Source organism: Herbidospora mongoliensis (assembly GCF_001570545.1).
Lineage (GTDB): Bacteria > Actinomycetota > Actinomycetes > Streptosporangiales > Streptosporangiaceae > Herbidospora > Herbidospora mongoliensis.
The window spans coordinates 732,115-756,169 of sequence record NZ_BBXD01000008.1; the positions used below are offsets into that span (position 1 = coordinate 732,115).

Consider the following 24,055-nt stretch of genomic DNA (forward strand, 5'->3'; position numbering starts at 1 on the left):
GGTTACGCGTTCACATATCCCCCGCAGACGGGGTAGGGGACCCGCATGGGTCGCACATTCGGCGTTGAAGAAGAGTTCCTGCTGGTCGACGGGGTCACGGGACAGCCCGCCCCCGAGGTCGACAAGGTGCTGGCCGACGCAGGCCCTCATCCGGGCACCGGCGGGGTCTTCAGCGCGGAACTGTTCCAGACCCAGGTCGAGGCGGCGTCCGGCGTCTGCGATGACCTCTCCGACCTGCGCGCACAGCTCACCGGCGCCCGCCGGAGCCTGGCCGAGGCGGCGCGCGCGCACGGCCTGCGGCTGGTCTCGGTGGGCACCCCCGTGCTACCCGGCTCGGCCCCGCCCGTCTCCGCCGGTGAGCGTTACGCCGACATCATCCGCACCCACCGCGGCACGATCAGCGACTACCAGTGCTGCGGCTGCCACGTCCACGTGGGCGTGCCCGACCGGTCGACCGCCGTGGCCGTGCTCAACCACGTGCGGCCGTGGCTGCCCACACTGGTCGCGCTGAGTGCCAATTCCCCGTACGACAAGGGCACCGACTCCGGCTTCGCGAGCTGGCGGATCGCCGAGCAGATGAGGTTCCCCGGAGCCGGGATCCCGCCCCGCTTCTCCTCCCCGGAGGAGTACGACAAGACCATCGACCAGCTCGTCGACACCGGCGTCCTGGTCGACACGGCGATGACGTTCTGGCTGGCCCGGCTGGGGGTGCGCAAACCGACCATCGAGATCCGCGCCGCCGACGCGGCCGGTTCGGTGGACGACGCCGCGCTCCTGGCGCTGCTCATCCGGGCCCTGGTGACGACGTCCCTGACCGAACTGGCCGCCGGCCGGGAGGGGCCCGAACTCCCGGAGGCCGTGGGCACGGCGGCACTGTTCAACGCGGCCCGCAACGGGCTGGCCGGGGTGGGGGTCTGCCCGATCGAAGGGCGAGAGGTGACGGCGTCGTCGCTCGTCGACCGCCTGCTGTCGCACGTGCGCGACTCGCTGGAGGAGTCGGGGGAGTTCGACGAGGTGCGGCGGCTGCTGGCCCAGGTCGAGCTGGCCGGCACGGGAGCCGAACGGCAACGCAGGGCGGCGGCGGAGGGCGGGCCTAAGGCGGTCGTCGACATGCTGGCCGCGCAGACTACGCCTTCGGTGGATATCTGATCTCGACCTCGGCCATCTTCGTGTGGATCGCGTCGATCAGGTCGACGCCGAGGACGTCGGCCAGCCGGATCAGATAGGTGGCCACGTCGGACATCTCCGACCTCACCCGGGCGAGGGACACCTCGTCGAGCGAGGCCGCCTCCTCAGGGGTCAGCCACTGGAACTCGGCGAGCAGTTCGCCGGCCTCCCCGGCCAGCGCCATCGCGAGGTTCTTCGGCGTGTGGAAGGACTCCCAGTCGCGGGCCGCCGCGAACGCCCGCAGCCGGGCCGCCACCTCTTCGATCTCGCTCATGCCCTCAGGCTAGGGCCAGACGTACGGCAGATCATCCGGCTCGTCGCCGAACAGCGGCCGGTAGAACGCCGGGTCCTTGCGCAGCAGCGCCGACCGGTGGCTCAGGTGGAATTCCGGGTCGCCCAGCCACGGCGGCAGCTCACCGGCCTTCGCCAGGGCCGCCTGTGAGCGGATCTTCGCCACGCCTCTCAACCGGCCCAGATCGGTGCGCAGCGTCGCCGCGCAGGTGTCGGCGCGGCCGGTCGAACACCATTGGGCGCAGATCTCCAGGCCGTACCGGACGAGGGCCTCCTCGTAGCCGCGCCACATCTTCGCCGCCGGGTGGTGCCGCCAGCCGTAGTCGTCGATCGACGTCGCCCGCAACACCTGGATGGCCTCGACGCGCTGTTTGCCCAGGCGGCGGTCGTCCAGGACCTGGGCGGTCGCGGTGAAATCGGGATAGGGCAGAAAGGTCTGCACCGGGTTCACGCTAGAGCGAGATGAGTAGGGGGCTACTCAAGCGCGCCGTGGGGAACGCGCCCACCATGACGGCATGGCCAAGAAACGTGTCGGCGAGATTCGCATCAGCAAGCGGATCGTGCGGATCGGGCACGAGGTGTATCCGCTCGCGAACATCTCGCGTGTGCAGACGTTGCGGATCGTCTACAAGGGACGGCTCGCCACCTTCCATCCCCTCGGGGAGATCATCGTCTGGGCGGCGCTGATGGCGGGGGCGTCGTACGCGGTGCAGGAGGTGCTCCCCGAGGCGCGGGAGTATCTGCCCATCGCGATGGCGGTCGCCGCCATCCGGCTGACCTGGCTCCTGCTCGTCCTGCTCTACCGGCTGGTGCTGCGGCGGACCAAGTACGCCCTGATGATCGAGACCGCCGGGACCCAGTTCACCGCCCTGTCAGGGACCGACCTGGATGAGATCCACCGGATCGAGGGGCTCGTCGTCGGCGCCATCGAGGACCCGCCCGACCACGAACAGGTCATCCACGTCCACGGTGACCTGGTCGCCGGAGACAAGATCGGCCGCGACAAGTACCAGAGCGACAGTCAGATGGGGGTCCGCAATGGGTGACTACATCGGCGGCGACAAGGTCGGGCGGGACAAGTACGTCGGCGGCTCGGGGGCCGTCTTCCATGTGACCAACAACGAGGGTCAGGTCGACGTCGGGGCGGCGGTGGCCGAACTGCGGTCGCTGATCGCGCAGCTCGGCCGCGACGGGGCGATCGCACCCGACGGGTCGCTGATCGATCCCGGCGCCGTGGTGGCCGCCGTACAGGAGCAGCCGGGACGACTGCGGGCGCTCGCGACCGCGGTCGCGGGCGGCGCCAAGGACGCGGTGCTGTCGATCGTTCAGGGCGGGGTCGCCTCGCTGATCGTGGCGCTGGTGTCGCGGGCGTAGAGCGCGGCGACCTCGGTAGCCAGCCGGGCCACCTCCCGGCGCAACTCGGGCGGTTCGAGCACCTCGGCCGAGGGGCCCAGCGACAGGAAGTGCCGGGCCGCCTTCGGGATCGACTCGATGGAGACGGTCTGCTCGACGCCGTCGATCCGGACGAGCGCCTCGGCCCGGTACAGATACGTGCGGAACCCTTCCTGGTAGTCGCGCCAGTAGGCCGGAAGGTCGAAGTCATCCGGAACCGCGCACTCCGCCTCCGACACCTCGAGCGTGAGGATCTGGTCGACGCGATAGGTGCGCGGCCCGGGCCCCGCCACCAGATACCACCGGCCCGCCTTCAACACGAGTCCGTAGGGTTCGAGCACCCGGTCGACATCCGTCGGCGTCTTCCACCGGCGATAGCGCACGTTCAGCACCCGCCCGCCCCACACCGCGTCGGCGACCTCCTGGAGGAACGGCACCGAGGTGTCCTTGGCGTACCAGCCGGGCGCGTCGAGGTGGAACCGGGCCCGCATCCGGTCGGCCTGGGCGCGCAGCTCGGGGGGCAGCGCGGCGCGCAGTTTGAGCTGGGCTCCGGCCAGCGCGTTGCCCAGGCCGAGTTCGCCCGCCGGGCCGGGCAGGCCGGACAGGAACAGCGCTTCGGCCTCGGCTGGATTCAACCCCGTCAGGTGGGTGCGGTAGCCCGCGACGAGCTGATATCCGCCCTGGTGGCCGGCGTCTCCGTAGACGGGGACGCCCGCGGCGTGCAGCGACTCGATGTCCCGGTAGACGGTGCGTACCGACACCTCGAGTTCTTCGGCGAGCTGGGCGGCGGTGCGGCGGCCCTTGGTCTGGAGCAGCAGCACCGTCGCGAGCAGTCGGCTCGACTTCACTGACACACCTTGGCAGTGAAGCCCCCTTAAGGTCCAGACATGGCTTTCGCGGAGAAGATCCTCACCGTGCCGCCGCCGATCGAGGTCGGTGGGCGCCACATCAAGCGCTATCACGTCGGCTCCCCGGAACCCCATGTCGAGAAGGCGGCCTACGCGCTGCTGCCCGACCTGCTCCCCGAACCCGACGGCACGCCGCCGGCCGCGTTCGTGGTGCTGCACCGGGGCGGCGACACCGGCGCCTACCTCAACGTCTACTCGTGGGCCTGGGACAACGCGCTGCGGTTCACCGGCGCGGCCGGCGGCCAGCCCTTTCTCGGCTGTCCCGACGACGATCCGGCCCATTTCGTGCGGCTGGCGTCCGACTTCATCGGCTGCGTCTACGAACTGCCGCCGATCACCCACGAGCGCGACGCCTGGGTACGCCATGTCCTCGCCCCTGAACGCCCCGATCTGGCCGGATACCTGGCCGACTCCCTCCCGGAAAGTGGCTGATCGCATGACCGACTTCGATTTCCTCGTCGGCGACTGGACCGTCCTCAACCGCCGCCGCTTGAACTACGTCGACCCCACCAGCGAGTGGGAGGAGTTCACCGGCCACTCCACCAGCCGCCGCCTGTTCGACGGTGGCGGCAACATCGAGGAGATGGTCTGCCCGACGTTCAGTGGCATCACGCTGCGGCTGTTCGACGTCGAGAAGAAGGAGTGGTCCCTCAACTGGTCGAACTCCAAGCACGGGGTCCTCACGCCCCCCGTCATCGGCACCTTCACCGACGGCGTGGGCGAGTTCTTCGGCCACGACGTCTACGCCGGCGAGGAGATCTACGCCCGCTTCATCTGGTCGGACATCACCGAGAACTCCGCCCACTGGGAGCAGGCCTTCTCCCGGGACGGCGGCCAGACCTGGGTGACCAACTGGACCATGGACTTCACCCGCAGCTAGATCAACGCCGAGTACGACCTGCTCCCGCGCCCGCTCTCGATGGCTTCGTCGGCCAGGCCGAGGGCGGCCCGGAGCACCGTGGCGTCGAGGCCGTGCCGGTCGGCCGTCTCGGCGATGTGGGCCATCCCGGCGCGGGCCGAGACGATCGTCGAGGCGTCACCGGGATGGTCACCGGTCGTGTGATGGTGCGCGAACTCCTCGATGATCGGCGGCATGATCGCGCCGATGCCCTGCAGAAACGGTGCCAGTTCCGCGGGCGGCACACCCTCCGAGGCGGCGAGGGTGAAGGCGTGGACCAAGCCGGTCATCGAGGTCCAGAAGAAGTCGAGCAGCGCCACGTCGAACGCCGCCGCCCGGCCGATCTCCGCGCCGAGATAGGTGGTGGCGCCGACGGCGGCGAGGGTGGCGGCGTGCCGGTCGTACACCTCCTGAGGGCCGGAAAGGATCACCACGCCGCTTGGAGTTCCTATCGTCGGTACGGGAGTCATGATCGCCCCGTCGAGATAGTCGATGCCGTGGCTCAAAGCCCAGGCGGCCATCTCGCGAGCCCGGTGGGGGGCGTCGGCGGTCAGGTTGACCAGCGTGTGGCCTTTCAGGGCGACCGGGTCGAGGATCGCCGCCGCCGCCGCGTAGTCGATCACGCAGACGATCGTGAGAGGGCCGGCCGCATCTCTTACAGAGGAGACCTCACGTGTGCCCGCCGGGGCCTTGCCCGGGGTTCTGTTCCACACGGTCGTCGGATGGCCTTCGGCGGCGAAGGCCGAGGCCAGGGCGCTGCCCATCGGGCCGAGCCCGAGAACTGTCACTGGAGTCATGCCCTCGATCTTCGTCAGGGTCCTAACTTTCCGACAAGTACCCACTATTTTGTAAGTATGAAGAAGGTCTCCTACAGCTGCGGTCTCGACGCGGCGATGGACGTCGTCGGCGGCAAGTGGAAGGCGCTGATCCTCTGGCATCTGCACGCCGAGCCGCTGCGGTTCGGCGAGCTGCGGCGGCGGGTCGGCGGCATCAGCGAGAAGATGCTGACCCAGCAGGTCCGCGAGCTCGAACGCAACGGTGTGCTGCACCGCGAGGTGTTCGAGCAGGTGCCGCCCAAGGTGATCTATTCCCTGACCGAATTCGGGCAGACGCTCAACGCTGCCTTGGAGCCGCTGGGGGAATGGGGCCATCGTCACATGGAGACGATCGAGGCGATGCCCCGTGACTGAGGTGCGTGAACTGCGGCTGGTCGTGACGGCCGAGAACTACGAGGAGGCCCTGCACTTCTACCGCGACGTGCTCGGGCTCCCCGAGATCGCCGACTTCTCCTCCGACGAGGGGAAGGTCCGGCTGCTGTCGGCGGGCCGGGCCACCGTCGAGATCATCGATGTCCGCCAGGCGCGGTTCATCGACGAGACCGAGGTCGGTCACCGGGTGGCCGGGCACATCAGGGTCGCGCTGGAGGTGCCCGACACCGAGTCGACGACGGCGCTGCTCGAGGAGCACGGCGCCGACGTGCTCGCGCCGCCCACGCGCACGCCCTGGAACTCGCTGAACGCCCGGCTGACCGCCCCCGACGGGCTGCAACTGACCCTGTTCGAGGAGCTTGAATGAAGGCCATCAGCCAGGACACCCTGGGCGGACCCGACGTGCTGCACGAGATCGACCTGCCCAAGCCCGTTCCCGGGCCGACGGAGGTCCTGGTCAGGGTGCGGGCCGCCGGGCTGAACCCGACCGACTGGAAGCACCGGTCGACCGGGGGCCTGCTCGGGAAGCCGCCGTTCGTGCTCGGGTGGGACGTCTCCGGCGTCGTCGAGTCTGTCGGCATGGGGGCGGCGATCTACAAGCCCGGCGACGAGGTCTTCGGGATGCTGCGCTACCCCGTCGGGCACGGCGCGTTCGCCCAGTACGTCACCGCGCCGTCGCGGACCTTCGCCCCCAAACCGGTCTCGCTCGACCACACGCAGGCCGCCGGGGTGCCGCTGGCCGGGCTGACGGCCTGGCAGGCGCTGGTCGACGTGGCCAGGGTCCGCGACGGCGACCGGGTGCTGGTCCACGCGGCGGCCGGCGGAGTCGGGCACCTCGCGGTGCAGATCGCCAAGGCCCGGGGCGCCTACGTCTACGGCACCGCCAGCGCGGCCAAGCACGACTTCCTGCGCCGGATCGGCGTCGACCAGGTGATCGACTACCGGTCGACCGACTTCACCACCGTCGTCGAGGGGCTCGACGCGGTGATCGACACCATCGGCGGCGACTACGGGCCGCGCTCGATCACCGTGCTGCGGCCCGGGGGCGTCATCGTCTCCCTGGTCAGCTCGATGGAGGTGTCCGACCTGCGGGAACACGGCGAGAAGCACGGCGTTCGGGTCGAGTCGATGCTGTGCGAGCCCGACCTGTCGGCGCTGCGGAGCCTCGCGGCGCTGATCGGCGCCGGGCGGCTGCGGGTCGCCATCGCGGCCGTCTTCCCGCTGGAGGAACTCGCGAAGGCGATGGAACTGGGCGAGTCAGGTCGTACCACCGGAAAGATCGTGTTGACGGTCGACTGATCCGGCGTGCCGGTCGACACTGGCGGACATGGGGGCCCAACAGACGTCCACGCGGCGGCCGGAACTCGATCTGATCCGGATCGTCGTGGTCTTCGGACTGATCTTCTTCCACACCGCGCTGGTGTTCGACTCCGAAGACGACTTCTACGTGAAGAACGCCGACACCACCGGCCTCACGATGATCTTCGCCGGGTTCATGGTCATCTGGGCGATGCCGATGCTCTTCCTCGTCTCCGGGCTGGCCGCCTGGCATTCGCTTCGGAGACGTGGGGCGGAGGCGTTCGCCGGGGATCGATTACTCCGCCTCGGCCTGCCGCTTGTCATCGCCGTGGTGACGATCATCCCGATTCCGCAGTGGATCAGGGCCGGGACGGCGGAGAGCTACTGGGAATTCCTGCCGAAATTCTTCGACGTCGACGTGGACCTCAAGAATTTCCCCTTCATCCTGCGCGGCGAGCATTTCGAGACCGGCCACCTGTATTTCGTGGTGATGCTGATCGTCTGGTCGCTCATTCTGGCGCTGGTCGCGCGGTGGATCCCTTCGGACTACGGCTTCTTCGCCCGGCGGGGCCTGATCCTGCTGCCCTTCCTGCCGATTTCCCTGGTGTGCGCGTTCGTCGGCCTGGAAGAGGTGTTCGCCGCCTGGAGCAGATGGGCCTACCTGCTCTTCTTCCTGTACGGCTACATCATGGCCAGCGATGATCGACTGAGGGCGGCCATGCGAAGGGACGCGCCACTGGCCGCTCTCATCGGCGGAGTTCTCTTCGCCGTCGGGGCGCCCGCGTTCATGCTGCTCGACGGCGATCCGATGCTCGACATGGAGCCATTCCCCATCGTCGTCCGGGCGCTCTACGGCGCCGCCTCCTGGTGCATCTGCGTCGCCATTCTCGGCTTTCTCGACCGGCGCGCCTGGACGGAGAAGGGCGGCTATCTGGCGACCGCCGCCCTCTTCGTCTACATCGTCCACCAGCCCGTCGTGGTGGTGGCCGCCTATTACGTCGTGCGGTGGAATGCGCCGATTCTCGTCAAGTACGCCGCCATCGTCGCGGTGTCGTTCGCGGTGACGCTGGCGGCGTACGAGATCCTCCGGCGGGTGCCCTACGTGCGGGCGCTGTTCGGGGTGCGTCAGGCCGGGCGGACGTAGAACGCGATGTGTTCGTAGGTCCAGCCGCCGGCGATGGCCGCGTCGCGGGCCTGCGGGCCGACGACGTAGGTGTGGAAGGCGCCCTTCCTGAGGCGGTAGACAGCGGTCGTGCCCGGGGTGTTCTGGTTGACGGCGTAGAAGGTGACGCCCTCGTAGACGTAGCCCGAGCGGGCCACCGCGTTGTCGCGCTCGACGGTGCTGCGGGCGAACAGGCGGTCACCCGTGGTCGGGTGGACCAACCGGTGGACGGGGACCAGTCCGGGGGCCATCCGGCCGGAGGCGAACACTGACACGCCCTCATCGGTGTAGCCGTAGCGGGCCACCGCCTTGTCGGCCTCGCCTCGGCTCAGGGTCAGCAGCGCGTGGCCCTGTGTGGGGTGTGTGACGACGTACAGGGGCCTGCGCAGCAGCTCCAGCACCGGCGCCGGGGTGTTCGACGGCGAAGGCGTGGGTGTGGGCGTGGGCGTCTTCGAAGGCGTGACCGACGGTGTGGGGCTGGGCGAAGCCGTAGGCGTCTTCGAAGGCGATGGCGAAGGCGATGGTGAAGGCGTCGGCGTCGGCGTCGTCGTGGGGGGCGGTGGGGTCGTCTCCACGGTCGGGCCGCGCAGTGCGCCCAGGGCCACCTTCTTGCCCGCGGTCACGCCGATCGCCTCGGCCACGTCCGCCGGGAGCGGCGCGCCGGCTCCGGCCGCCGGCGAGCCCGACTTCAGCTTGTAGTCGGTCCCGTTGAAGAAGCCCTCCGAGCCCTCCTGGTAGTGGGCGTTGTTCTCGCGGCCCGTCGACTTGAGCTGGGTCAGGCTGGTGAAGGCCTGGTCGTTGCCGGTCGGGACCGCCCACTTCGCCACCTGCGAGGCCGTCGTCGGGCGGTAGTAGCCGTTGTTGTCCATCTGCCCGGCGGGGATCATCTTCGCCGCGCCGACCCGCTTGCCCGACGACGCGCTGTTGGCGTCGACGGTGTCCACGAGGGCGCCGCCCCCCGACCGGCCGGAGAAGATGTTGTTGATCAGGGTGACGTCGGCGGTGTCCCAGGTCACCCCGCGTGCCACCGCGTCGGGAGCGGGGCAGTTGTCGGCGTTGCAGCGGTCCAGGTGGGGCCGGGGGTCTTCGGCGATCTGGATCGGGGAGGCGTTGTCGGCGAGGGTGTTGTTGTACACCTTGACCTTGTTCGACCCGCTGATCTTGAGGCCGAACTGCCCGTTCCCGGCCAGCAGGTTGGAGGCGATCAGCCCCCGCGAGGACACCTCGTAGTACATGCCGTGCTTGGTGTTGCCCCTGGCCACGTTCCGGACGAGCCGCACGTTCTCGCACGACAGGTCGCACCAGAACCCGGCGCCCTGGTTGCCGTCGAACACGTTGTCGCGGATGTTGGCGTTGACGAGGAACGTCGCCTTCATCCCGGCCCCGGCGAGGCTGGAGACCGCCACCAGGCCGATCTTCTCGGTGTTGTTGCCCGAGACGACGTTGCCGTACATCGTCAGGTTGCCGGCCTTGTGGGAGCTGATCCCGGTGAAGCCGTTGGCGGTGATCGTGTTCCCGGCTAAGCGCATGTCGTTCGCGAGCACCGACACCCCGGCGGCCGCGTTGAGGGTGACCGTGTTGTCCTCGAGCACGACGCCCTTGGCCTGCGAGATGATCGTGGCCGGCTTCTTGCGGTAGTCCTGGCTGGTCGCGTAGTGGGCGAAGCCGAGGCCGCGCAGGACGGAGTTCTCCGAACCCGGCAGGAAGTGCACGGCGTAGGCGATGGAGGCCACTTCCACCCGCGCCCTGGCGGGGTCGTCGCCCACGTAGAGCGCGCTCCGGCCGTCCCAGTAGAACGTCCCGGGGACGACGGCCGCGCGGGAGGTCACCTGCTGGAGGGGCTTGCCGCCGTAGAAGGCCATCTCGGGGTCGCCGCCGACGGCGTTGCCCGAGGCGATGTCGGGCGGATACACGCAGGCGGTCCGGCAGATGTCGGGGTTCCAGCCGTCGAGGCGCCAGGCGGCGCCGTCCCGGGCGAATTTCGCGGGGGCGATCTCGGTGCTGCCCTTGAACCAGGCCTGTTCCCCGGGGGCCGACTGGATCGTCACGGGCTTGCCGATGCTGCCGAGGGACTCCCGGTATTCGCCGCCGCGCAGGACGATCGTCGTCATCACGCCGCCCTTGGCGCGCTTGAGCGCGGCGGCGACGGTCCGCAGCGGCGCGCTCTCGGTTCCGGGGTTGGCGTCGTTCCCCAAGCTCGCGGACACGTGCACCGCGTTCGCCGAAGGCGGGGCCGCGATCGCCTGAGTGGCCATGTCGACCCCGATCGCACCGCCGATGGCAAGCGAACAGACGACGAATCTTCTATAACGAAGAGGCATAGGGCCTTTCATACCGAGAGGACCGTGATCGTGTACACAGAAGTTACAAAAACGGCCTGAGCCCCTCAGGTCACAGTGAATACCTGTATTAACGAGGATTATCCGAGCCGTGCACGACGATCTTCTCCGGGCCGTGATGGCCTCTGCCAGCGCTTTTTCCGAGGTCGGCCGTGACCTTTACCTCGATTTCCATCCCGACATCCGGCGCTGGTCTCCCATCACGGATCTGGTCGGGCGGGTTCGTCTCGGCGTCTCTTTCACGCTCCCGGACGGCCGTGAGCTGGTGTGCGAGGTCCGGCTGACCTCTCGCGGGCAGGCGTGGGTGGTGGCGGGGACGGTCGACCTTGACGGCGAGGAGTTACTTCACTTACCTGAAACGGCCGAGCACCTGCTCGGTCACTACACCGAGCAGGTGCTTGAGCCGGCGCGCCGGCACCTCGACGAGGCCCTTACAGGGCTCGCAGACCCTGGATGACCTCGCGCAGGAGCCGCTCCTCCGGGAGTTGGGCCACGGTGGCCTGCGGCCGGGCCGTGATGTGGTTGCGGTCCCGCAGACCGCTCAGCAGGATCCGGACGACGTTCAGCGACAGCCGGACGTCGGAGGCGAGGTCGGCCACCGACGTCGGTGCCTGGCAGAGCCGGACGATCTTGAGTTCCTCCGGCGTGAGCCCGGCCACCGGCACCCCGGGGACCGCCCGGATGATCGTCATCAGCTCGAACTCCGGCCCGGTGGGCCGGGTCCTGCCCCGGGTGAGCGTGTACGGACGGAGCAGGGGTGGTTCTTCGCTCACGGCTGCTCTTCCTCCGCTCGGCGCCAGCCGGCCTGGAACGACGAGAACAAGTCAGGCTTGCTCGGCTCCTCGCGCAACTGCGGCGCCATGTTGGTCTGGCGGACCCGCCGGGGCAGGTTCAGCCCGGCCGCGGTGCCGGGGGTGCCGGCCGTGGTCGCGGTGGGCGCCCCGTGCTTGCCGGACACCGGCGCCAGCAGTGGCGCCTTGGCCGGCCGGGCCGGCATCGGCTGCTCGGCCGCCGCGATCTCCGCGGCGTCCGGCACGACGACCAGTTCGGCCGGGATGAGGGCGATGGCGGTGGTGCCGCCGTACGGCGAGGGCCGCAGGTTGACCATGATGTCGTGCCGCTTGGCCAGTCGCCCGACGACGAACAGGCCGAGCCGGTCGCTGTCGGACAGGTCGAACTCCGGCGGGTCGGCGAGCCGCTCGTTGATCGTTTCCATCTCCTCGGAGCTCAGCCCGAGCCCTCGGTCTTCGATCTCCAGGACGAATCCACGCGCCGCCAGGTCACCGTGGATCGAGATCCGGGTGTGCGGCGGGGAGAAGATCGTGGCGTTCTCGACGAGTTCGGCGATCAGGTGGATGACGTCGGTGACGGCCGGGCCGACCAGTTTGGCGTGGTGCGACACGTTCACGTCGACCCGCAGGTAGTCCTCGACCTCTTCGACCGAGGCGCGGACGACGTCGAACAGGGCGACCGGTTCGCGCCAGCCGCGGCCCGGGGTCGCGCCCGACAGGATGATCAGGCCCTCGGCGTGCCGGCGCATGCGGGTGGTCAGGTGGTCGAGGCCGAACAGCTGCTCCAGCAGGTTCGGGTCCTCGGTCTGCCGCTCCAGGCCGTCGAGGATGCCGAGCTGCCGGTGCAACAGCGATTGGTTTCTGCGGGCCAAGTTGAGGAACACCTTGTTGACGCCCTGCCGGAGCCGGGCCTGGCCAACCGCCGCTTGGACGGCGGTCGCCTGCACCGAAGTGAACGCGTTGGTGACCGTGGCGACCTCGGCGGTGTTGCCGGGCACCATGACCGGCGGGGTCTCGCTCACGACGTCGACGTTGTCTCCCCGGCTGAGCCGCGCCACGATGTCGGGCAGCCGCCGGTCCGACAGGTCGACGGCGGCATTCTGCAGGGCGCCCAGCTCGGCGGAGATCCGGCGGCCGAACCGCACCGACACCAGCAGCGTGACCACGACGGCGAGCAGGCCGACGACGGCGAGCACACCGAGGCGGATGAGCAGGTTCAGCACGGCCGGCTGCATCCGGTTGCCGATCTCGAGGCTGGCGTCGCCGCCCAGCTTGTCGAGGGTGACCGAGAGGGTCTCCGCGGTGGCCTGCCAGCGGCCGGCCTCCGGCGGCAGCGGCTGATCCGGCCTGACCTTGTCGCGGACCGTGCCTTCGAGCTTCACGAAGTCGAGGTAGGCCTGGGTCCCGTTCAGCTTCACGTACGGGTCGCGCATGGTGCCTTCGAGACCACTGAAGCCGAGGCTGTAGAGGAGGGAGCGCTTGGCGGCGATGTCGACGAACATGTCCTGCTCGCGCTGGCTCATCCGGCCGGTGCCCAGGGTGCCGGCGAGCAGCGCCGACTCCTGGCTGACGATCTCGCGGGCCCGGCCGATCAGCACGACCGCCTTCGTCTGGCTGATCAGGTCGAGGTCGGGGGCGATCATCATCCGGTCGTAGACCTGCCAGCCGACCTCGGCGATCTCGCTGTACTGGGTGAGGGCGTCGAGGCGCCCGATCTCCCGGTTCTCCACCTGGCTGCGCACCGCGTCGAGCCGGTCGAGTTGCCGGAGCAGTTCCTGCGTGCGGTCCCAGAGCGCCGGCGGCGCCGACTCGCGCCCGGAGATGGCGTGCCCGGCCAGGCTGGCCGCGACCTCGTCGGTGCGCTTCTGCTGGGCGTCGAGGTCGGCGTGGAAGGCCGAGGTCCCCCCGAGGAAGGTGATCGACATCAGGCGCTCGTGCTGTAACTCGGTCAGCACGGCGCGGGAGGGAAGGACGATGTGCTCATAGACCGTCCCGACCCGGAGATATTCCCGGCCGGATGTGAGGGTAATAGCCGCGGTCAACGCCCAGATGACCGCGAGAGCGGTCACGGGAGCGAGCAAGACCGCGAAGATCTTGAAGCGGATGGAGCGTTTGCGGCCAGCCATGAGACCTCAACAGAGGGCGAACACATGCGTTAATAGTGGCGAAACAATAGCAACGCGTGAGCTGTGGAACTAGGTGGCGTTCGCAACGAAATGGGGGCTATTCGGGTATGACGCTGTTTCGCGGCTTTCAGCGCACCCTGCACGAATGGTGCCCGTGCGGAATATGACCCTGAGTTGCACTCGCCTGTGTTCGCTACCTGCATTAATGGGGAATTTGTCCGATTTGATGGTGACGGCGGTCACACTCCGCTGTGTAGTCCGTCGACTCCGATCTTAGGGTAGAGCACCACCCGAAAGGAACGTTTCGGTCACCTTGATGGACGATCGTCGGCGATGGTGACGCTCGGGTGGCCGGTGGGGGAACGTCCGCCGGCGCCCGTCGACGCCCTGACCGGCCGTGTCGGCGGAGTCGGGGGTGCTGTCAGTTGTCCAGCATGATCACCGTCAAGGTCGCGTCGCCCTTGGTGCCGTCGGTGGTGGCGTCCGAGAGGGCGGAGCCGAGGCCGTCGTAGGCCGTCGCATCGGACTTCCGGAGCAGTGACGGCTTCGACCAGATGAGGACGTGTTCCCCGGGCGTCAGCCAGGAGAGGTCCGTCAGGTGGTCGTACAGGGCATCGAGGCAGTGACCGAAACCCTCGGGGAACTCCAGGGCGCGGGCGATGGCCTCGAAGGCCGCCGCGGAGGTGACCATCTCGGCGCCGTCGAGGAGGTGGGGGGTGGCTCCCCGCTCCCTGGCCTCGGCGATGGCGGTGGCGACCCCGACGGTCCGGGGAGCCCGTACAAACCGACTCAACATGGTTGCGGTCTTCCCCGAGGAACGCGCTTCCCACTTCTCCGGGAATCTTTCGGATAAAAACATCTCTTCTTATTGGCTTATGGACCGATCTTTGGTGCATTGTCATGACCTCTGGCCTGGAAAGTCAATGATTCCTGTCAGATCTTTACTCACGGTCATAAAGATCCGTTGCGAATAAAGCACTTGCCACCAACTGTCTAGTTGTCAGACAATCTGACGCATGCCCCTCTTCGTCGTCCTCGCCGCCGTCCTCTGGGGGACCGCCGGCACCGCCGGGACCTTCGCCGCCGCCGGAGCGGTCGCGCTGGCCGCCGCCCGGCTCGTCATCGGCGGCACGGCGCTGGCCGGGTTCGTGCTGCTCAGACCGGGCGCGAGGTTTCGGCCCAGCCCGGTGCTGCTGCTGGGCGGTCTGTGCGTGGCCCTCTACCAGCTCTGCTTCTTCGTCGCGGTGAGCATGACCGGCGTCGCGATCGGCACCGTGATCCTCATCGGCAGCGGCCCCGTCTTCACCGGCCTGCTGTCGTGGGCCCTCGACCGGCAGGCGCCGTCGCGTCAGTGGATGTGGGGGACCGCCGCCGCGATCCTCGGCTGCGCCGTGCTGCTGCTGCCCGGCGGCGGCACCGTCGACCCGCTCGGCGTCGGCCTGGCGCTGGTCGGCGGGTTCATCTACGCCTCGTACGCCGTCATCGCCGCCCGCGCCATCGTCGCCGGCAACCCCAGCGACAGCGTGATGGCCGTCATGTTCGGCGTCTCGGCCCTGATCATGCTGCCCATCCTGCTGACCGGCGACCTCTCCTGGATCACCGACCCGGCCAGCCTGCTGACGCTCTTCTACCTGGGCCTGGCCACCACAGCCCTTTCCTATGTCCTGTACGGCCGGGGCCTGCGCGGCACCCCCGTCGCCACCGCCAGCACCCTGGCCCTGGCCGAACCGGCGGTGGCCGCCGTCCTGGGAGTGGCGGTCCTGGGCGAGACCCTGAGCCTGCCTTCGTGGGCCGGGCTGGGACTGCTGGCGCTCAGTTTGATCGTGGTGGCCCGGCCGGAAAAAGTAGGCTCTCCGGCGTGAAGCTGCGCCCCGTCTCCACCGTGGAAGCCCTCGCGGACGCCCTGCGCACCCGCATCCTGTCGGGTGACGTCCCCGCCGGGACCCAGTTCCCCGAACAGGAGATCTCGGCGACCTACGGCGTGGCCCGCCCGACCGTCCGGGAGGCCATCGCCGCCCTCGTCCACGAGGGCATCCTGCGCCGGGAGCGCAACAAGTCGGCGTACGTGCCCGATTTCACCTCGGCCGACCTCGACGACCTGCTCTATGTACGCCGCCCGCTGGAAGACCTCGTCGGCGCGGCGGTGGCCGGTCGCCGGGTCGAGGAGGCCCGCAGGGCCCTCGACACCATGGCCGCGCTCCCCGACGACGCCCCCTGGGCCGGCATCGTCGCCCAGCACATGGCCCTGCACGAGGCCCTCGCCCGCGCCGCCGGGAGCCCCAGATTGCTCCGGTTGTATCTGTCCCTCTCGGCGGAAACCCGTCTCGGGGTCGTCCGCCTCCGGGAGGCGTACCCAGACCGAGACGAAATGGTGACGGAACACCGCGAACTGCTCGAACGACTAGAGGCCGGGACATCTCAGGAGGCCGCGGAAGCCGCCCGCGAGCACCTCGTCTGGCGCATCTGACGCATCATCTTGCCGGACCCCTCAAAGCCCGACACAATCGCGCCCATGCACGTGCCGGATACCTACGTGTACGTCACCGAGGAAGGCGTCACCCGCCACTACGCCGACGGTTCCGTCGAGGCGCTGGCGTGGGAAGACGTCATCGAGGTAAGAGTCGGTGGCGTCACCGAGTCCGACGTGCACATCGTCCTGGAGGACCGCGCGGGAGACAACTGCGTGGTGCCCCGCTCGGCCACCGACGCGACCTTCCTGGCCCGCCTCCGCTACCTCCCCGACTTCGACCTCGACCGCCTCTCGTCGGCCGTCGAGAACGCCGACGACGGCTACGTCGTCGTCTGGCGCAGTCCCGATCCACCTCATCCGCTCCCAGATTTGGAATACGACTAGCCAAGATCACCCCTGATTCCGACATAGAGTGACAAAGAGCGTCTGTTGTCACCTGGGTTTGGATTCAGACCATGAACGTCGATCTGCGCGGCCTCATCGCGCGCGTCTGGGAACCGTCCGGCGACGTCGTCCGCGTGACCACGGGAGAGATCCCACCGGGCTACCGCGAGGCCGAACGCTATTCGTTCGCCGGCGACCGTCTCCGTCCACAGGGCGTCTTCGCCCTGTACCCACTTGTCGTCAGCGTCCGCGAGGGCGCCGACCCCGACGAGACCCTGCTCGTCTCGTGGCTCAGCGGCCTCCTGGGCCGGGGCCCGCTGCGCGCGGCCTTCGGCCTGCGCGCCGATCGCCCGTACGTGTGGCTCTACGCCCGCGGCCGCGCGGTCGCCCGTGCGACGGTGGGCTGGAACGCCGCGACCAGCGTCCTGGCCGTCAACGAGGCCGTCACCCTGTCGACCCTGCGCGGCCACCGCCTCGCCCCCGCCCTGCTGGCCGAGGCGGAGTGGCAGAGCCACCCGGTGACCGTGACGAGCTGGACCGGCCGCCCCCACCGCCAGGGCGACCCGGCGCCGTCACCCCAGATCATCAGGGACATCGCCTTCAGCGGTCCCAGGAGCCGCGCGATCCTGTACGACGCGCCGTACTGGAAGCGGATGCGCACCGAGATCGCGTCCCTCCGCGACGCCCCCCGCCTGGCCGCCGTGACCGACCGCCTGGCCGACCGCCTGGAGCGCTGCTACGGCGACGTCGGCCTGACCTTCGGCCGCTGGCACGGCGACCTGGTCCCGGAGAACGTCCTGTGGACCGGCGGCCGCCCCCGGCTGGACGGATGGGGCCTGAGCGCGCCCGACGCGCCCCTGGGCTTCGACATCCTGCACTGGCACTTCCACGACGCCCTGGTGACCCGCGGCCTGTCCCTGCACGAGGCGTCGGCGGCGGCGGGCAACGCGGCGGTGCGCCTCCTGGGAGAACTCGGCGTGCCGAGGGAGGCCCGTCCCCTGGTGGCGTGGCTGTTCCTGCTGGAGACGGCGCTCCGGGCCTACCGGGAGCGCCTGGACGGATCGGCCTGGAATCCGGCGATCTACCCGGCGATCATCCACGTCCTGTCCGAGGGCGGGGTGTACGCGGCACCCTGAGTCCGCTTTCGTATGATCACTGAGAGTGATGACGGAGGTGTGCGGTGGCCGGAAAGCTGGTTCTCGTCCCGGGGGCCCGGGGCCTGGGTCGTAAGGTCCTGGAGCGGCTGCGCGGGATGGACGTGCCCGTCCGGGCCATGGTCCGGCACGACGACGAGCGCGCCGAGGAGCTCAGGGCACAGGGCACCGAGGTCGTCGTCGGCGACCTGACCGAACCGGAGACCGTCGCCGAGGCGCTCAAGGGCGTCTCGCGGATGTACTTCGGGATGAGCGTCTCGCCCGACCACCTGCTCGCCGCGACCGTCGTGGCCTCAGTCGCCAGAGAGATGCGGGAACTCGACGGCCTGGTCGACCTGTCACAGATGACGGTCTCCCAGATGACCGCCACCAGCTCCGCCGAATCCCACCAGCAGCGCCTCCACTACCTGGCCGAGCAGGTCTTCAACTGGTCAGGCCTCCCGGTGACCCACGTCAGGCCGACCGTCTTCCTGGACAACCCGCTGTTCACCACACTGGCCGCGGGATCGATCCGCCGGAACGGCACCCTCGCGCTCCCCTTCGGCGCCGGCCGCACCTCCCCGATCGCCACCGACGACGTCGCCCGGGTGGTCGCGGTGATCCTGCGCGACCCGACGCCGCACCTCGGCGAGGTCTACCAGCTCACCGGCCCGAAGGCCCTCGACATGAACGGCGTGGCCGAGCAGTTCGCGCAGGCCCTCGACCGGCCGGTCACCTACCAGGACGTCCCGCTCGACGAGTGGGTCGAAGACGTCCTGCCGAAGACGGGCCTGCCGCCGCACACGCAGCAGCACATCGCCACCATGGCCAGACTGCACCGCGAGAACCGCTACGACCGCGCCACCGGCGACGTCTTCCGGGTCACCGGGCAGCCGGCCCAGAGCGTCGGCCAGTTCGTGGCCGCGCACAAGGCGATCTATCTCTGATTTCATATTCGCTGAGTAATGGATTGATCCCATATGGTAAACATCGGTGGTGCTTTCCACGCAGGATCCTTGGGATGAGCTGCGGACATCTCAAGGTGCCCCCTATGGCACCATGCACATGACCCACTGCAAGGAGCAGTTCAGCCTCGCGTTCGTTCACGCGATCACCGCGGCCGCCCGATGCAAGCTGTCGGACCTCAAAGTGGACGATGAACGGATCGATTTCACGGTCCGGCAGGTGGCGAACCATCGGGTCTACTCATCGGCGGTGGTCGATGTGCAGATGAAATGCACCGAGCAGGAAGTGCTCAAGGACGACGGCGTCCACTGGCGCCTCAGCCGTGACCACTACGACGCGCTACGAGATCCACATACCTACAACCGCAAAATTCTGGCGGTGCTTCTCGTGCCGTCACGGTTGGGCGACTGGCTCGAGATGCGGGACGAGGGCATGCTGCTCCGCAGATCGGCCTACTGGACGTGTCTCGAAGGCGATGACCCCGTCGAGACAGATTCGAAGACCGTGGTCCTTCCCAGGGAGCGTGTCTTCACAGTCGAACAACTTCTGGCGATACTGCAGCGCATAGGTGACGGAGGGGCACCATGACCACAGCCCGGGGCTTCGCAGCGCGACCCTTGGTGGCGGTGGAGGATCTGTCCCCGGCGGCGGTCGAGACATTTCTCAAGGTGAGCGGATGGCTGCGGACCGATTGGCGGGAAGGGCTGTACTCCATCTGGGAGAGCACCACCGAACGGGCCAGCCTGATGGTGCCCTTCGACCGCTCCTATCGTGATTTCCCGGCCCGCTTGCGCGACGCGCTGGCGACGATCGCCGACGTCTACGAGATCGGCAACGACGAAGATCTTGCTTTGGAGATCGCCGGTGCCCGTCATGACATCCTGCTCGTCCGCGCTGATCAGACGACGGTCGACGGATCGATCCCCCTCTCCGAGGCCCAGAATCTGCTGACGGGAGTGAGTCAGATGCTGTCGGCGGCGGCCTGCAGCGCCATTCGCCCAAGGGCGTCCAACCAGGGACGCCGGCCTGATGCGGTGAAGGAGTTCCTGGCCGAAGAGGTGCGCATGGGGCACACGCTGCGTGGCAGTTTCGTGCTCACGATCCTCGCCCAGCACGACGAGGAGATGTCGGAGGAGCTGCCCGTCCAGGGAGGTTCCGAGGCGGCTGCCATCGGTACCTACACGCGGCGGGTGATGACCACGCTGGCCACCGGCCTGACCGCTTCCCGTGATCTGCTGGAAGGGGAGCAGGTCGAGCTCGACGAGGCGGTGCAGAACGGCGCCAGCGCCGAGTTGATCGACTCCATCGACCGGATGAGCCAGTTCCCCGGCCTGCGTGCCCTGGATGTGTCCTTCCGATGGTCGCCGAGTCAGCCACAGCCGGTCGATACGGCGAGCCGGGTCGTGCTGCGGCGCCCCGACCCCGATCGCATCCACTTCGTGCGGGACGCGCTGCGCCAACGACCCGTCGTCGAACAGGACGACGTCACCGGGCAGGTCATCCGGCTGGAGCGCGCGGAAGGACAGGACGAGGGGGTCGTCGTCATCGACGGTTCACTCGGCCGGACCAGGCGCCGCGTGAAGATGCGGCTGGCGGGCGACGACTACCGGCTGGCGCTTCGGGCGCATGACGAAAGACGGGCCGTGGTGGCCTCCGGCATCGTCGTGCTGGAAAAGCGTTCCTGGTGGCTGGGTCCGCCGGTGAGGATCCGCTCCGTCAGTTGACCTGCTTGGTGTTCGACGTTCCCCCGTGATCGTCGAAGTACTGCTCCAGCTTGTCGTCCCTGATCGCCCCGTACATCAGCTTCGCCGCCTTCTCGTCGAGGCGGACGATGCTCGCCCCCTTGACCGTGTCCGTCCCGGCGAGCGGCACGGTCGAGGCCACCAGGCTGCCGCCGCGGATGTGCCGTAGCTCGATCGCCAGATCGCGCAGCGTCCCGATCGACACCCCCGCGTCGACGCTGATGGACGTGGTCAGCGCGCTCAGGAAGTCGTTCAGGGCGAACGGGTCGGTCAGCACGCCGCCGTTGACGAGCTTGTCGGCGACCGCGCGGAGGAAGGCCTGCTGGCGCTTGATCCGGTCGAAGTCGCCGCCCGGCAGGCCGTAGCGCTGACGGACGAACAGCAGGGCCTTCTCGCCCTCCAGGTGAACGGTTCCTTGCGGCCAGGTGACCTTGTTCGCCGAGTCGTAGGTCTCCTTTGACACCTCGACGTCCACACCGCCGACGGCCTTGCTCATTGCGACAAAACCGCTGAAATCGAGCGCGGCGAAGTGATCGATTCGAACTCCGGTGAGTTTCTCCACAGTCAAGATCAGCAGTTTGGGTCCGCCGTATGCGTACGCCGCATTGATCTTGTCCGTGCCGTGCCCGGAGATCGGCACGTAGGAGTCGCGGGGGATGCCGACGAAGAAGACCCTCTGCCGGTCGGCCGGCAGGTGGACCAGCATGATCGAGTCGGCGCGGTGGGCGCCCTTCTCTCCCGGACGGGCGTCCGAGCCTATGAGCAGCCAGTTCTGGGATTCACCCACGGGTTTGGCGGGGCGCTCGGGCTCGGCGGGGAAGACGTCGTCGATGCGCTTGATGTTGCGGTCGTAGGTGTACTGGCGCTCCATCGCGACCGTGAAGACGGCGGCCAGCGGCACTGACAGCACCAGTAAGGAAATGATGAGTATGTTACGTCTTCGTGTAGATCGCTTTTTCGGTACCGGCTCGTCTGCGGTTTGGGTCACGTGGCCATCCGGGGGTGGAGACCTGCGGGTTTGCCGAAAAGGTACAGGTCGATGCGTGTACGGTGACAACTGTCCAGAGCTGCTGCTGAAGTATAAGTGGCCATATGTGGACGTTCGGATGAACTTTCCCTCCATGTTGCGGCGATCTTACGATCGTTCCATCGTTCACCATCCTCATGGTCAACAAGATCAGTCAGTGAGGACGGTAAACCGACGGTTCACGTGGGGCGTCCGTCAGGTATCAAGTGTGGGGGAAAGGCGCATCTGCGACATGGGTGTTGCTCTGGAAGAGGTGGTTCGCTCCGGGATCAGTGATCCCGGATGGTCACGGCGCTACATCCGCGCCGCTGTCGGCATGGACATCATCTGTGGTGTCGTGGCGATTCAAGGGGTTGTCCTCGTCCGCATCGCGCTCGGGATAGCTCATCCCGTCGAGATTCCGCTCGGCCTGGCCATCACCACCGCCTGGCCGCTCACCCTTGCTCTCGTCGGAGGTTACGACCGGCGCAACATCGGTGACGGCGCCGACGAATATCGCAAGGTCATCCACTCCGCAGGAATCCTGGCGTCGGTCGTCGCGATCACCGCGTACGTCACCCAGACATCCATCGCCCGCTCCTATGTCATGGCCGGCATCCCCATCTGCGCGCTGCTCACCCTGGGCGTGCGCTACGGCATGCGCAAACGGCTGCACCGCCGGCGGCGGGCCGGCGAGTGCCTGCGGCGGGTGGTCGTGGTCGGCCACTGGACGTCGGTGCTCGAACTGCACGGCCAGTTCTCCCGCGAGCGTTACCACGGCATGCGCATCGTGGCCGCGTGCGTGCCGCCCGACCAGGCCGGGCAACTGCCCGCGCAGGTCGACGGGTTCCCGGTGCTCGGAGACTTCAAGAACGTCCCCGAGGTGGTCGTGGCGTCGCAGGCCGACAGCGTGGCCGTGCTCGCCTGCCCGGAACTCGACGGCCACGCGCTGCGGCGGCTGGCCTGGCAGCTCGAAGACCGCGGCACCGAACTGCTCGTCGCGACCGCGCTGATGGAGGTGGCCGGGCCGCGCATCAACATCCGGCCGGTGGCCGGGCTCGCGCTGCTGCACGTCGAACACCCCGACATCAAGGGCATCCGGCAGGTCATCAAGAGCGTGTTCGACCGGGTCATGGCGACCGTGGCGCTGCTGATGCTGCTGCCGTTCATGCTGGCCCTCGCAGCGGCGATCCGGATCTCCAGCCCGGGGCCCGCGCTGTTCCGGCAGGCCCGCGTCGGCAAGGGCGGCGAGGAGTTCACCGTCTACAAGTTCCGCACGATGACCATCGACGCCGAGAGCCGGAAGATCACGTTGCGGACTTTCGACGACGACGGCAACGGAGTTCTCTTCAAACTGCGGAACGATCCAAGGGTCACCCCGCTCGGAACGTGGCTCCGGCGCTACTCCCTCGACGAGCTGACCCAGCTCATCAACGTGGTCAAGGGGGAGATGTCCCTCGTGGGGCCACGCCCGCCGCTGCCTGAGGAAGTCGCCCAGTACGGCGACGACGTCCGGCGGCGGCTGCTGGTCAAGCCCGGCATGACGGGCCTGTGGCAGGTCAGCGGACGGTCCGATCTGACGTGGGAGGAGTCGGTCCGGCTCGACCTGCGTTACGTCGAGAACTGGTCGCTCACCCTTGACGTGCTCATTCTCTGGAAGACGTGGTCGGCCGTGTTCGGCGGGCGGGGAGCGTACTGAAAAACATGAAGGCCCTGGTTCTGGCTGGGGGCTCGGGCACCCGCCTGCGGCCCATCACGCACACGTCCGCCAAGCAACTCGTACCGGTGGCGAACAAGCCGGTCCTCTTCTACGGCCTGGAGGCCATCGCCGACGCGGGCATCCGTGAGGTCGGCATCGTCGTCGGCGACACCCAGGCCGAGATCGAGGCGGCGGTCGGCGACGGGTCGCGGTTCGGGCTGAGCGTCACCTACCTGCGGCAGACCGCGCCGCTCGGGCTCGCCCACGCGGTGAAGATCGCGCGCGACTTCCTGGGCGACGACGACTTCGTCATGTACCTGGGTGACAACTTCATCGTCGGCGGCATCAGCTCCCTGGTCGCGAGATTCGGGAGCGACCGCCCGGCGGCCCAGATCATGCTCACGAAGGTTCCCGATCCGACGCAGTTCGGCGTCGCGGAACTCGATCCGGCAGGGCGCGTGAAGAACCTCGAAGAGAAGCCGGCCAACCCCAAGAGCGACCTCGCGCTGGTCGGCGTCTACCTGTTCACGGCCGCCGTCCACGAGGCGGTGGCCGAGCTCAAGCCGTCGGCGCGCGGCGAGCTGGAGATCACCGACGCGATCCAGTGGCTCATCGACGACGGCCGCCGCGTCGAGTCGACGATCATCTCGGGCTACTGGAAGGACACCGGCAACGTCGCCGACATGCTGGAGGTCAACCGCCTCGTCCTGGAGTCCTTGATTCCGTCTGTACGCGGCCATGTGGACGCCGCCTCCGAACTCATCGGCCGCGTGGTCGTCGGAGAAGGCGCGGTCGTGACGGGATCGCGCATCGTCGGGCCCGTCGTCATCGGTCCGGGCGCCCGTGTCAGCGACTCCTACGTCGGGCCGTTCACCTCGGTGGCGGCCGACTGCGTCATCGCCGACAGCGAGATCGAATATTCGATCCTGCTGGCCCGTTCGTCCATCACCGGAGTGCGCCGGGTCGAGGCGTCGCTGATCGGCCACGACGTCGAGGTCACCCCGGCCCCCAACACCCCCCGAGCCCACCGGCTGGTTCTCGGCGACCACAGCAAGGTGCAAATCTCCGCTTGAC

The 24,055-nt window shown here is 68.4% G+C and carries 28 protein-coding genes; 19 read left to right on the top strand and 9 right to left on the bottom strand.

Annotated elements, in window-relative coordinates; translation table 11 throughout:
• The first annotated feature begins 45 nt into the window (after positions 1-45).
• Positions 46-1,149, top strand: coding sequence for a carboxylate-amine ligase (locus tag AW272_RS03620; RefSeq protein ID WP_066360991.1), 1,104 nt, complete (start codon positions 46-48; stop codon positions 1,147-1,149).
• Here AW272_RS03620 and AW272_RS03625 read toward each other — a convergent pair.
• Positions 1,127-1,441 (bottom strand): nucleotide pyrophosphohydrolase, encoded by a 315-nt coding sequence (locus tag AW272_RS03625; protein ID WP_066360992.1) that lies wholly within the window; start codon positions 1,439-1,441, stop codon positions 1,127-1,129. The genes AW272_RS03620 and AW272_RS03625 overlap by 23 nt on opposite strands.
• Before the next feature lie 9 nt (positions 1,442-1,450).
• Complete coding sequence (locus AW272_RS03630) at positions 1,451-1,900, bottom strand: MSMEG_6728 family protein (RefSeq protein ID WP_066360993.1); 450 nt, start codon at positions 1,898-1,900, stop codon at positions 1,451-1,453.
• 73 nt (positions 1,901-1,973) lie between these two features.
• Here AW272_RS03630 and AW272_RS03635 point away from each other — a divergent pair, with 73 nt between their 5' ends.
• Together AW272_RS03635 and AW272_RS03640 are read left to right on the top strand one after the other, a co-directional pair.
• A complete protein-coding gene (locus AW272_RS03635) occupies positions 1,974-2,504 on the top strand; it encodes a DUF6232 family protein (protein ID WP_066360994.1) in 531 nt (176 codons plus the stop codon).
• A complete protein-coding gene (locus AW272_RS03640; protein WP_066360995.1) occupies positions 2,497-2,832 on the top strand; it encodes a hypothetical protein in 336 nt (111 codons plus the stop codon). The genes AW272_RS03635 and AW272_RS03640 overlap by 8 nt, the downstream gene beginning before the upstream one ends.
• Here the strand turns inward: AW272_RS03640 and AW272_RS03645 are convergent.
• Positions 2,784-3,698 (bottom strand): helix-turn-helix transcriptional regulator, encoded by a 915-nt coding sequence (locus AW272_RS03645; protein WP_066360996.1) that lies wholly within the window; start codon positions 3,696-3,698, stop codon positions 2,784-2,786. The genes AW272_RS03640 and AW272_RS03645 overlap by 49 nt on opposite strands.
• A gap of 39 nt (positions 3,699-3,737) precedes the next feature.
• Here AW272_RS03645 and AW272_RS03650 point away from each other — a divergent pair, with 39 nt between their 5' ends.
• Both AW272_RS03650 and AW272_RS03655 read left to right on the top strand, forming a co-directional pair.
• A complete protein-coding gene (locus AW272_RS03650; RefSeq protein ID WP_066360997.1) occupies positions 3,738-4,190 on the top strand; it encodes a hypothetical protein in 453 nt (150 codons plus the stop codon).
• Positions 4,191-4,194: 4 nt separating this feature from the next.
• Complete coding sequence (locus AW272_RS03655) at positions 4,195-4,638, top strand: hypothetical protein (protein WP_066360998.1); 444 nt, start codon at positions 4,195-4,197, stop codon at positions 4,636-4,638.
• Here the strand turns inward: AW272_RS03655 and AW272_RS03660 are convergent.
• Positions 4,635-5,453, bottom strand: a complete 819-nt coding sequence (locus tag AW272_RS03660; protein ID WP_066360999.1) for an NAD(P)-dependent oxidoreductase — start codon at positions 5,451-5,453, stop codon at positions 4,635-4,637. The two genes, AW272_RS03655 and AW272_RS03660, sit on opposite strands and share 4 nt — an antisense overlap.
• Positions 5,454-5,510: 57 nt before the next feature.
• On the opposite strand from AW272_RS03660, the gene AW272_RS03665 reads away from it, so the two are divergent.
• Genes AW272_RS03665 through AW272_RS03680 form a run of 4 tightly spaced genes read left to right on the top strand, consistent with a single transcriptional unit; the run spans position 5,511 to position 8,307 of the window.
• The gene (locus AW272_RS03665; RefSeq protein ID WP_066361000.1) at positions 5,511-5,846 is read left to right on the top strand and encodes a winged helix-turn-helix transcriptional regulator; all 336 of its coding nucleotides are present in this window, start codon (positions 5,511-5,513) and stop codon (positions 5,844-5,846) included.
• Positions 5,839-6,231, top strand: coding sequence for a VOC family protein (locus AW272_RS03670; protein WP_066361001.1), 393 nt, complete (start codon positions 5,839-5,841; stop codon positions 6,229-6,231). The genes AW272_RS03665 and AW272_RS03670 overlap by 8 nt, the downstream gene beginning before the upstream one ends.
• Entirely contained in the window at positions 6,228-7,163 is a 936-nt protein-coding gene (locus AW272_RS03675) for an NADP-dependent oxidoreductase (protein ID WP_066361002.1), read from the top strand. Before AW272_RS03670 ends, AW272_RS03675 begins: the two co-directional genes overlap by 4 nt.
• Before the next feature lie 28 nt (positions 7,164-7,191).
• Positions 7,192-8,307: an acyltransferase family protein gene (locus AW272_RS03680; protein ID WP_066361003.1), complete on the top strand. Its 1,116-nt coding sequence runs from the start codon at positions 7,192-7,194 to the stop codon at positions 8,305-8,307.
• Here AW272_RS03680 and AW272_RS03685 read toward each other — a convergent pair.
• Positions 8,289-10,646, bottom strand: coding sequence for a right-handed parallel beta-helix repeat-containing protein (locus AW272_RS03685; RefSeq protein WP_218010771.1), 2,358 nt, complete (start codon positions 10,644-10,646; stop codon positions 8,289-8,291). The two genes, AW272_RS03680 and AW272_RS03685, sit on opposite strands and share 19 nt — an antisense overlap.
• A 109-nt stretch (positions 10,647-10,755) precedes the next feature.
• Here AW272_RS03685 and AW272_RS03690 point away from each other — a divergent pair, with 109 nt between their 5' ends.
• Positions 10,756-11,121 carry a hypothetical protein gene (locus AW272_RS03690; protein ID WP_066361005.1) on the top strand — a complete coding sequence of 122 codons (366 nt, stop codon included), beginning with the start codon at positions 10,756-10,758 and terminating at the stop codon, positions 11,119-11,121.
• Here the strand turns inward: AW272_RS03690 and AW272_RS03695 are convergent.
• The 3 genes from AW272_RS03695 to AW272_RS03705 all read right to left on the bottom strand — a co-directional run bounded on the left by AW272_RS03695 (position 11,096) and on the right by AW272_RS03705 (position 14,377).
• Complete coding sequence (locus AW272_RS03695) at positions 11,096-11,437, bottom strand: DUF742 domain-containing protein (RefSeq protein WP_218010772.1); 342 nt, start codon at positions 11,435-11,437, stop codon at positions 11,096-11,098. The two genes, AW272_RS03690 and AW272_RS03695, sit on opposite strands and share 26 nt — an antisense overlap.
• Complete coding sequence (locus AW272_RS03700) at positions 11,434-13,581, bottom strand: sensor histidine kinase (RefSeq protein ID WP_066361007.1); 2,148 nt, start codon at positions 13,579-13,581, stop codon at positions 11,434-11,436. The genes AW272_RS03695 and AW272_RS03700 overlap by 4 nt, the downstream gene beginning before the upstream one ends.
• Positions 13,582-14,002: 421 nt before the next feature.
• Positions 14,003-14,377, bottom strand: a complete 375-nt coding sequence (locus tag AW272_RS03705; protein ID WP_066361008.1) for a barstar family protein — start codon at positions 14,375-14,377, stop codon at positions 14,003-14,005.
• A 220-nt stretch (positions 14,378-14,597) separates the two neighbouring features.
• On the opposite strand from AW272_RS03705, the gene AW272_RS03710 reads away from it, so the two are divergent.
• The 7 genes from AW272_RS03710 to AW272_RS03740 all read left to right on the top strand — a co-directional run bounded on the left by AW272_RS03710 (position 14,598) and on the right by AW272_RS03740 (position 20,258).
• Positions 14,598-15,443: an EamA family transporter gene (locus AW272_RS03710; RefSeq protein ID WP_066361009.1), complete on the top strand. Its 846-nt coding sequence runs from the start codon at positions 14,598-14,600 to the stop codon at positions 15,441-15,443.
• Positions 15,440-16,048 carry a GntR family transcriptional regulator gene (locus AW272_RS03715; protein ID WP_066361010.1) on the top strand — a complete coding sequence of 203 codons (609 nt, stop codon included), beginning with the start codon at positions 15,440-15,442 and terminating at the stop codon, positions 16,046-16,048. The genes AW272_RS03710 and AW272_RS03715 overlap by 4 nt, the downstream gene beginning before the upstream one ends.
• 45 nt (positions 16,049-16,093) lie before the next feature.
• The gene (locus tag AW272_RS03720; protein WP_066361011.1) at positions 16,094-16,435 is read left to right on the top strand and encodes a hypothetical protein; all 342 of its coding nucleotides are present in this window, start codon (positions 16,094-16,096) and stop codon (positions 16,433-16,435) included.
• A gap of 71 nt (positions 16,436-16,506) precedes the next feature.
• Positions 16,507-17,571: an aminoglycoside phosphotransferase/kinase family protein gene (locus tag AW272_RS03725; RefSeq protein ID WP_066361012.1), complete on the top strand. Its 1,065-nt coding sequence runs from the start codon at positions 16,507-16,509 to the stop codon at positions 17,569-17,571.
• A gap of 44 nt (positions 17,572-17,615) precedes the next feature.
• A complete protein-coding gene (locus AW272_RS03730; RefSeq protein ID WP_157518252.1) occupies positions 17,616-18,515 on the top strand; it encodes an NmrA family NAD(P)-binding protein in 900 nt (299 codons plus the stop codon).
• Between the two features lie 46 nt (positions 18,516-18,561).
• Positions 18,562-19,122 (top strand): DUF4365 domain-containing protein, encoded by a 561-nt coding sequence (locus tag AW272_RS03735; RefSeq protein ID WP_157518254.1) that lies wholly within the window; start codon positions 18,562-18,564, stop codon positions 19,120-19,122.
• Between the two features lie 29 nt (positions 19,123-19,151).
• Complete coding sequence (locus AW272_RS03740; RefSeq protein WP_066361014.1) at positions 19,152-20,258, top strand: hypothetical protein; 1,107 nt, start codon at positions 19,152-19,154, stop codon at positions 20,256-20,258.
• On the opposite strand, the gene AW272_RS03745 is transcribed toward AW272_RS03740, so the two are convergent.
• Positions 20,251-21,186 (bottom strand): LCP family protein, encoded by a 936-nt coding sequence (locus tag AW272_RS03745; RefSeq protein WP_169807483.1) that lies wholly within the window; start codon positions 21,184-21,186, stop codon positions 20,251-20,253. The genes AW272_RS03740 and AW272_RS03745 overlap by 8 nt on opposite strands.
• Positions 21,187-21,535: 349 nt before the next feature.
• Between AW272_RS03745 and AW272_RS03750 the strand changes: the two genes are divergently transcribed.
• Both AW272_RS03750 and AW272_RS03755 read left to right on the top strand, forming a co-directional pair.
• Positions 21,536-22,981 (top strand): sugar transferase, encoded by a 1,446-nt coding sequence (locus AW272_RS03750; RefSeq protein WP_066361016.1) that lies wholly within the window; start codon positions 21,536-21,538, stop codon positions 22,979-22,981.
• A gap of 5 nt (positions 22,982-22,986) precedes the next feature.
• Positions 22,987-24,054, top strand: a complete 1,068-nt coding sequence (locus AW272_RS03755) for a glucose-1-phosphate thymidylyltransferase (RefSeq protein WP_066361017.1) — start codon at positions 22,987-22,989, stop codon at positions 24,052-24,054.
• Position 24,055 lies beyond the last annotated feature (1 nt).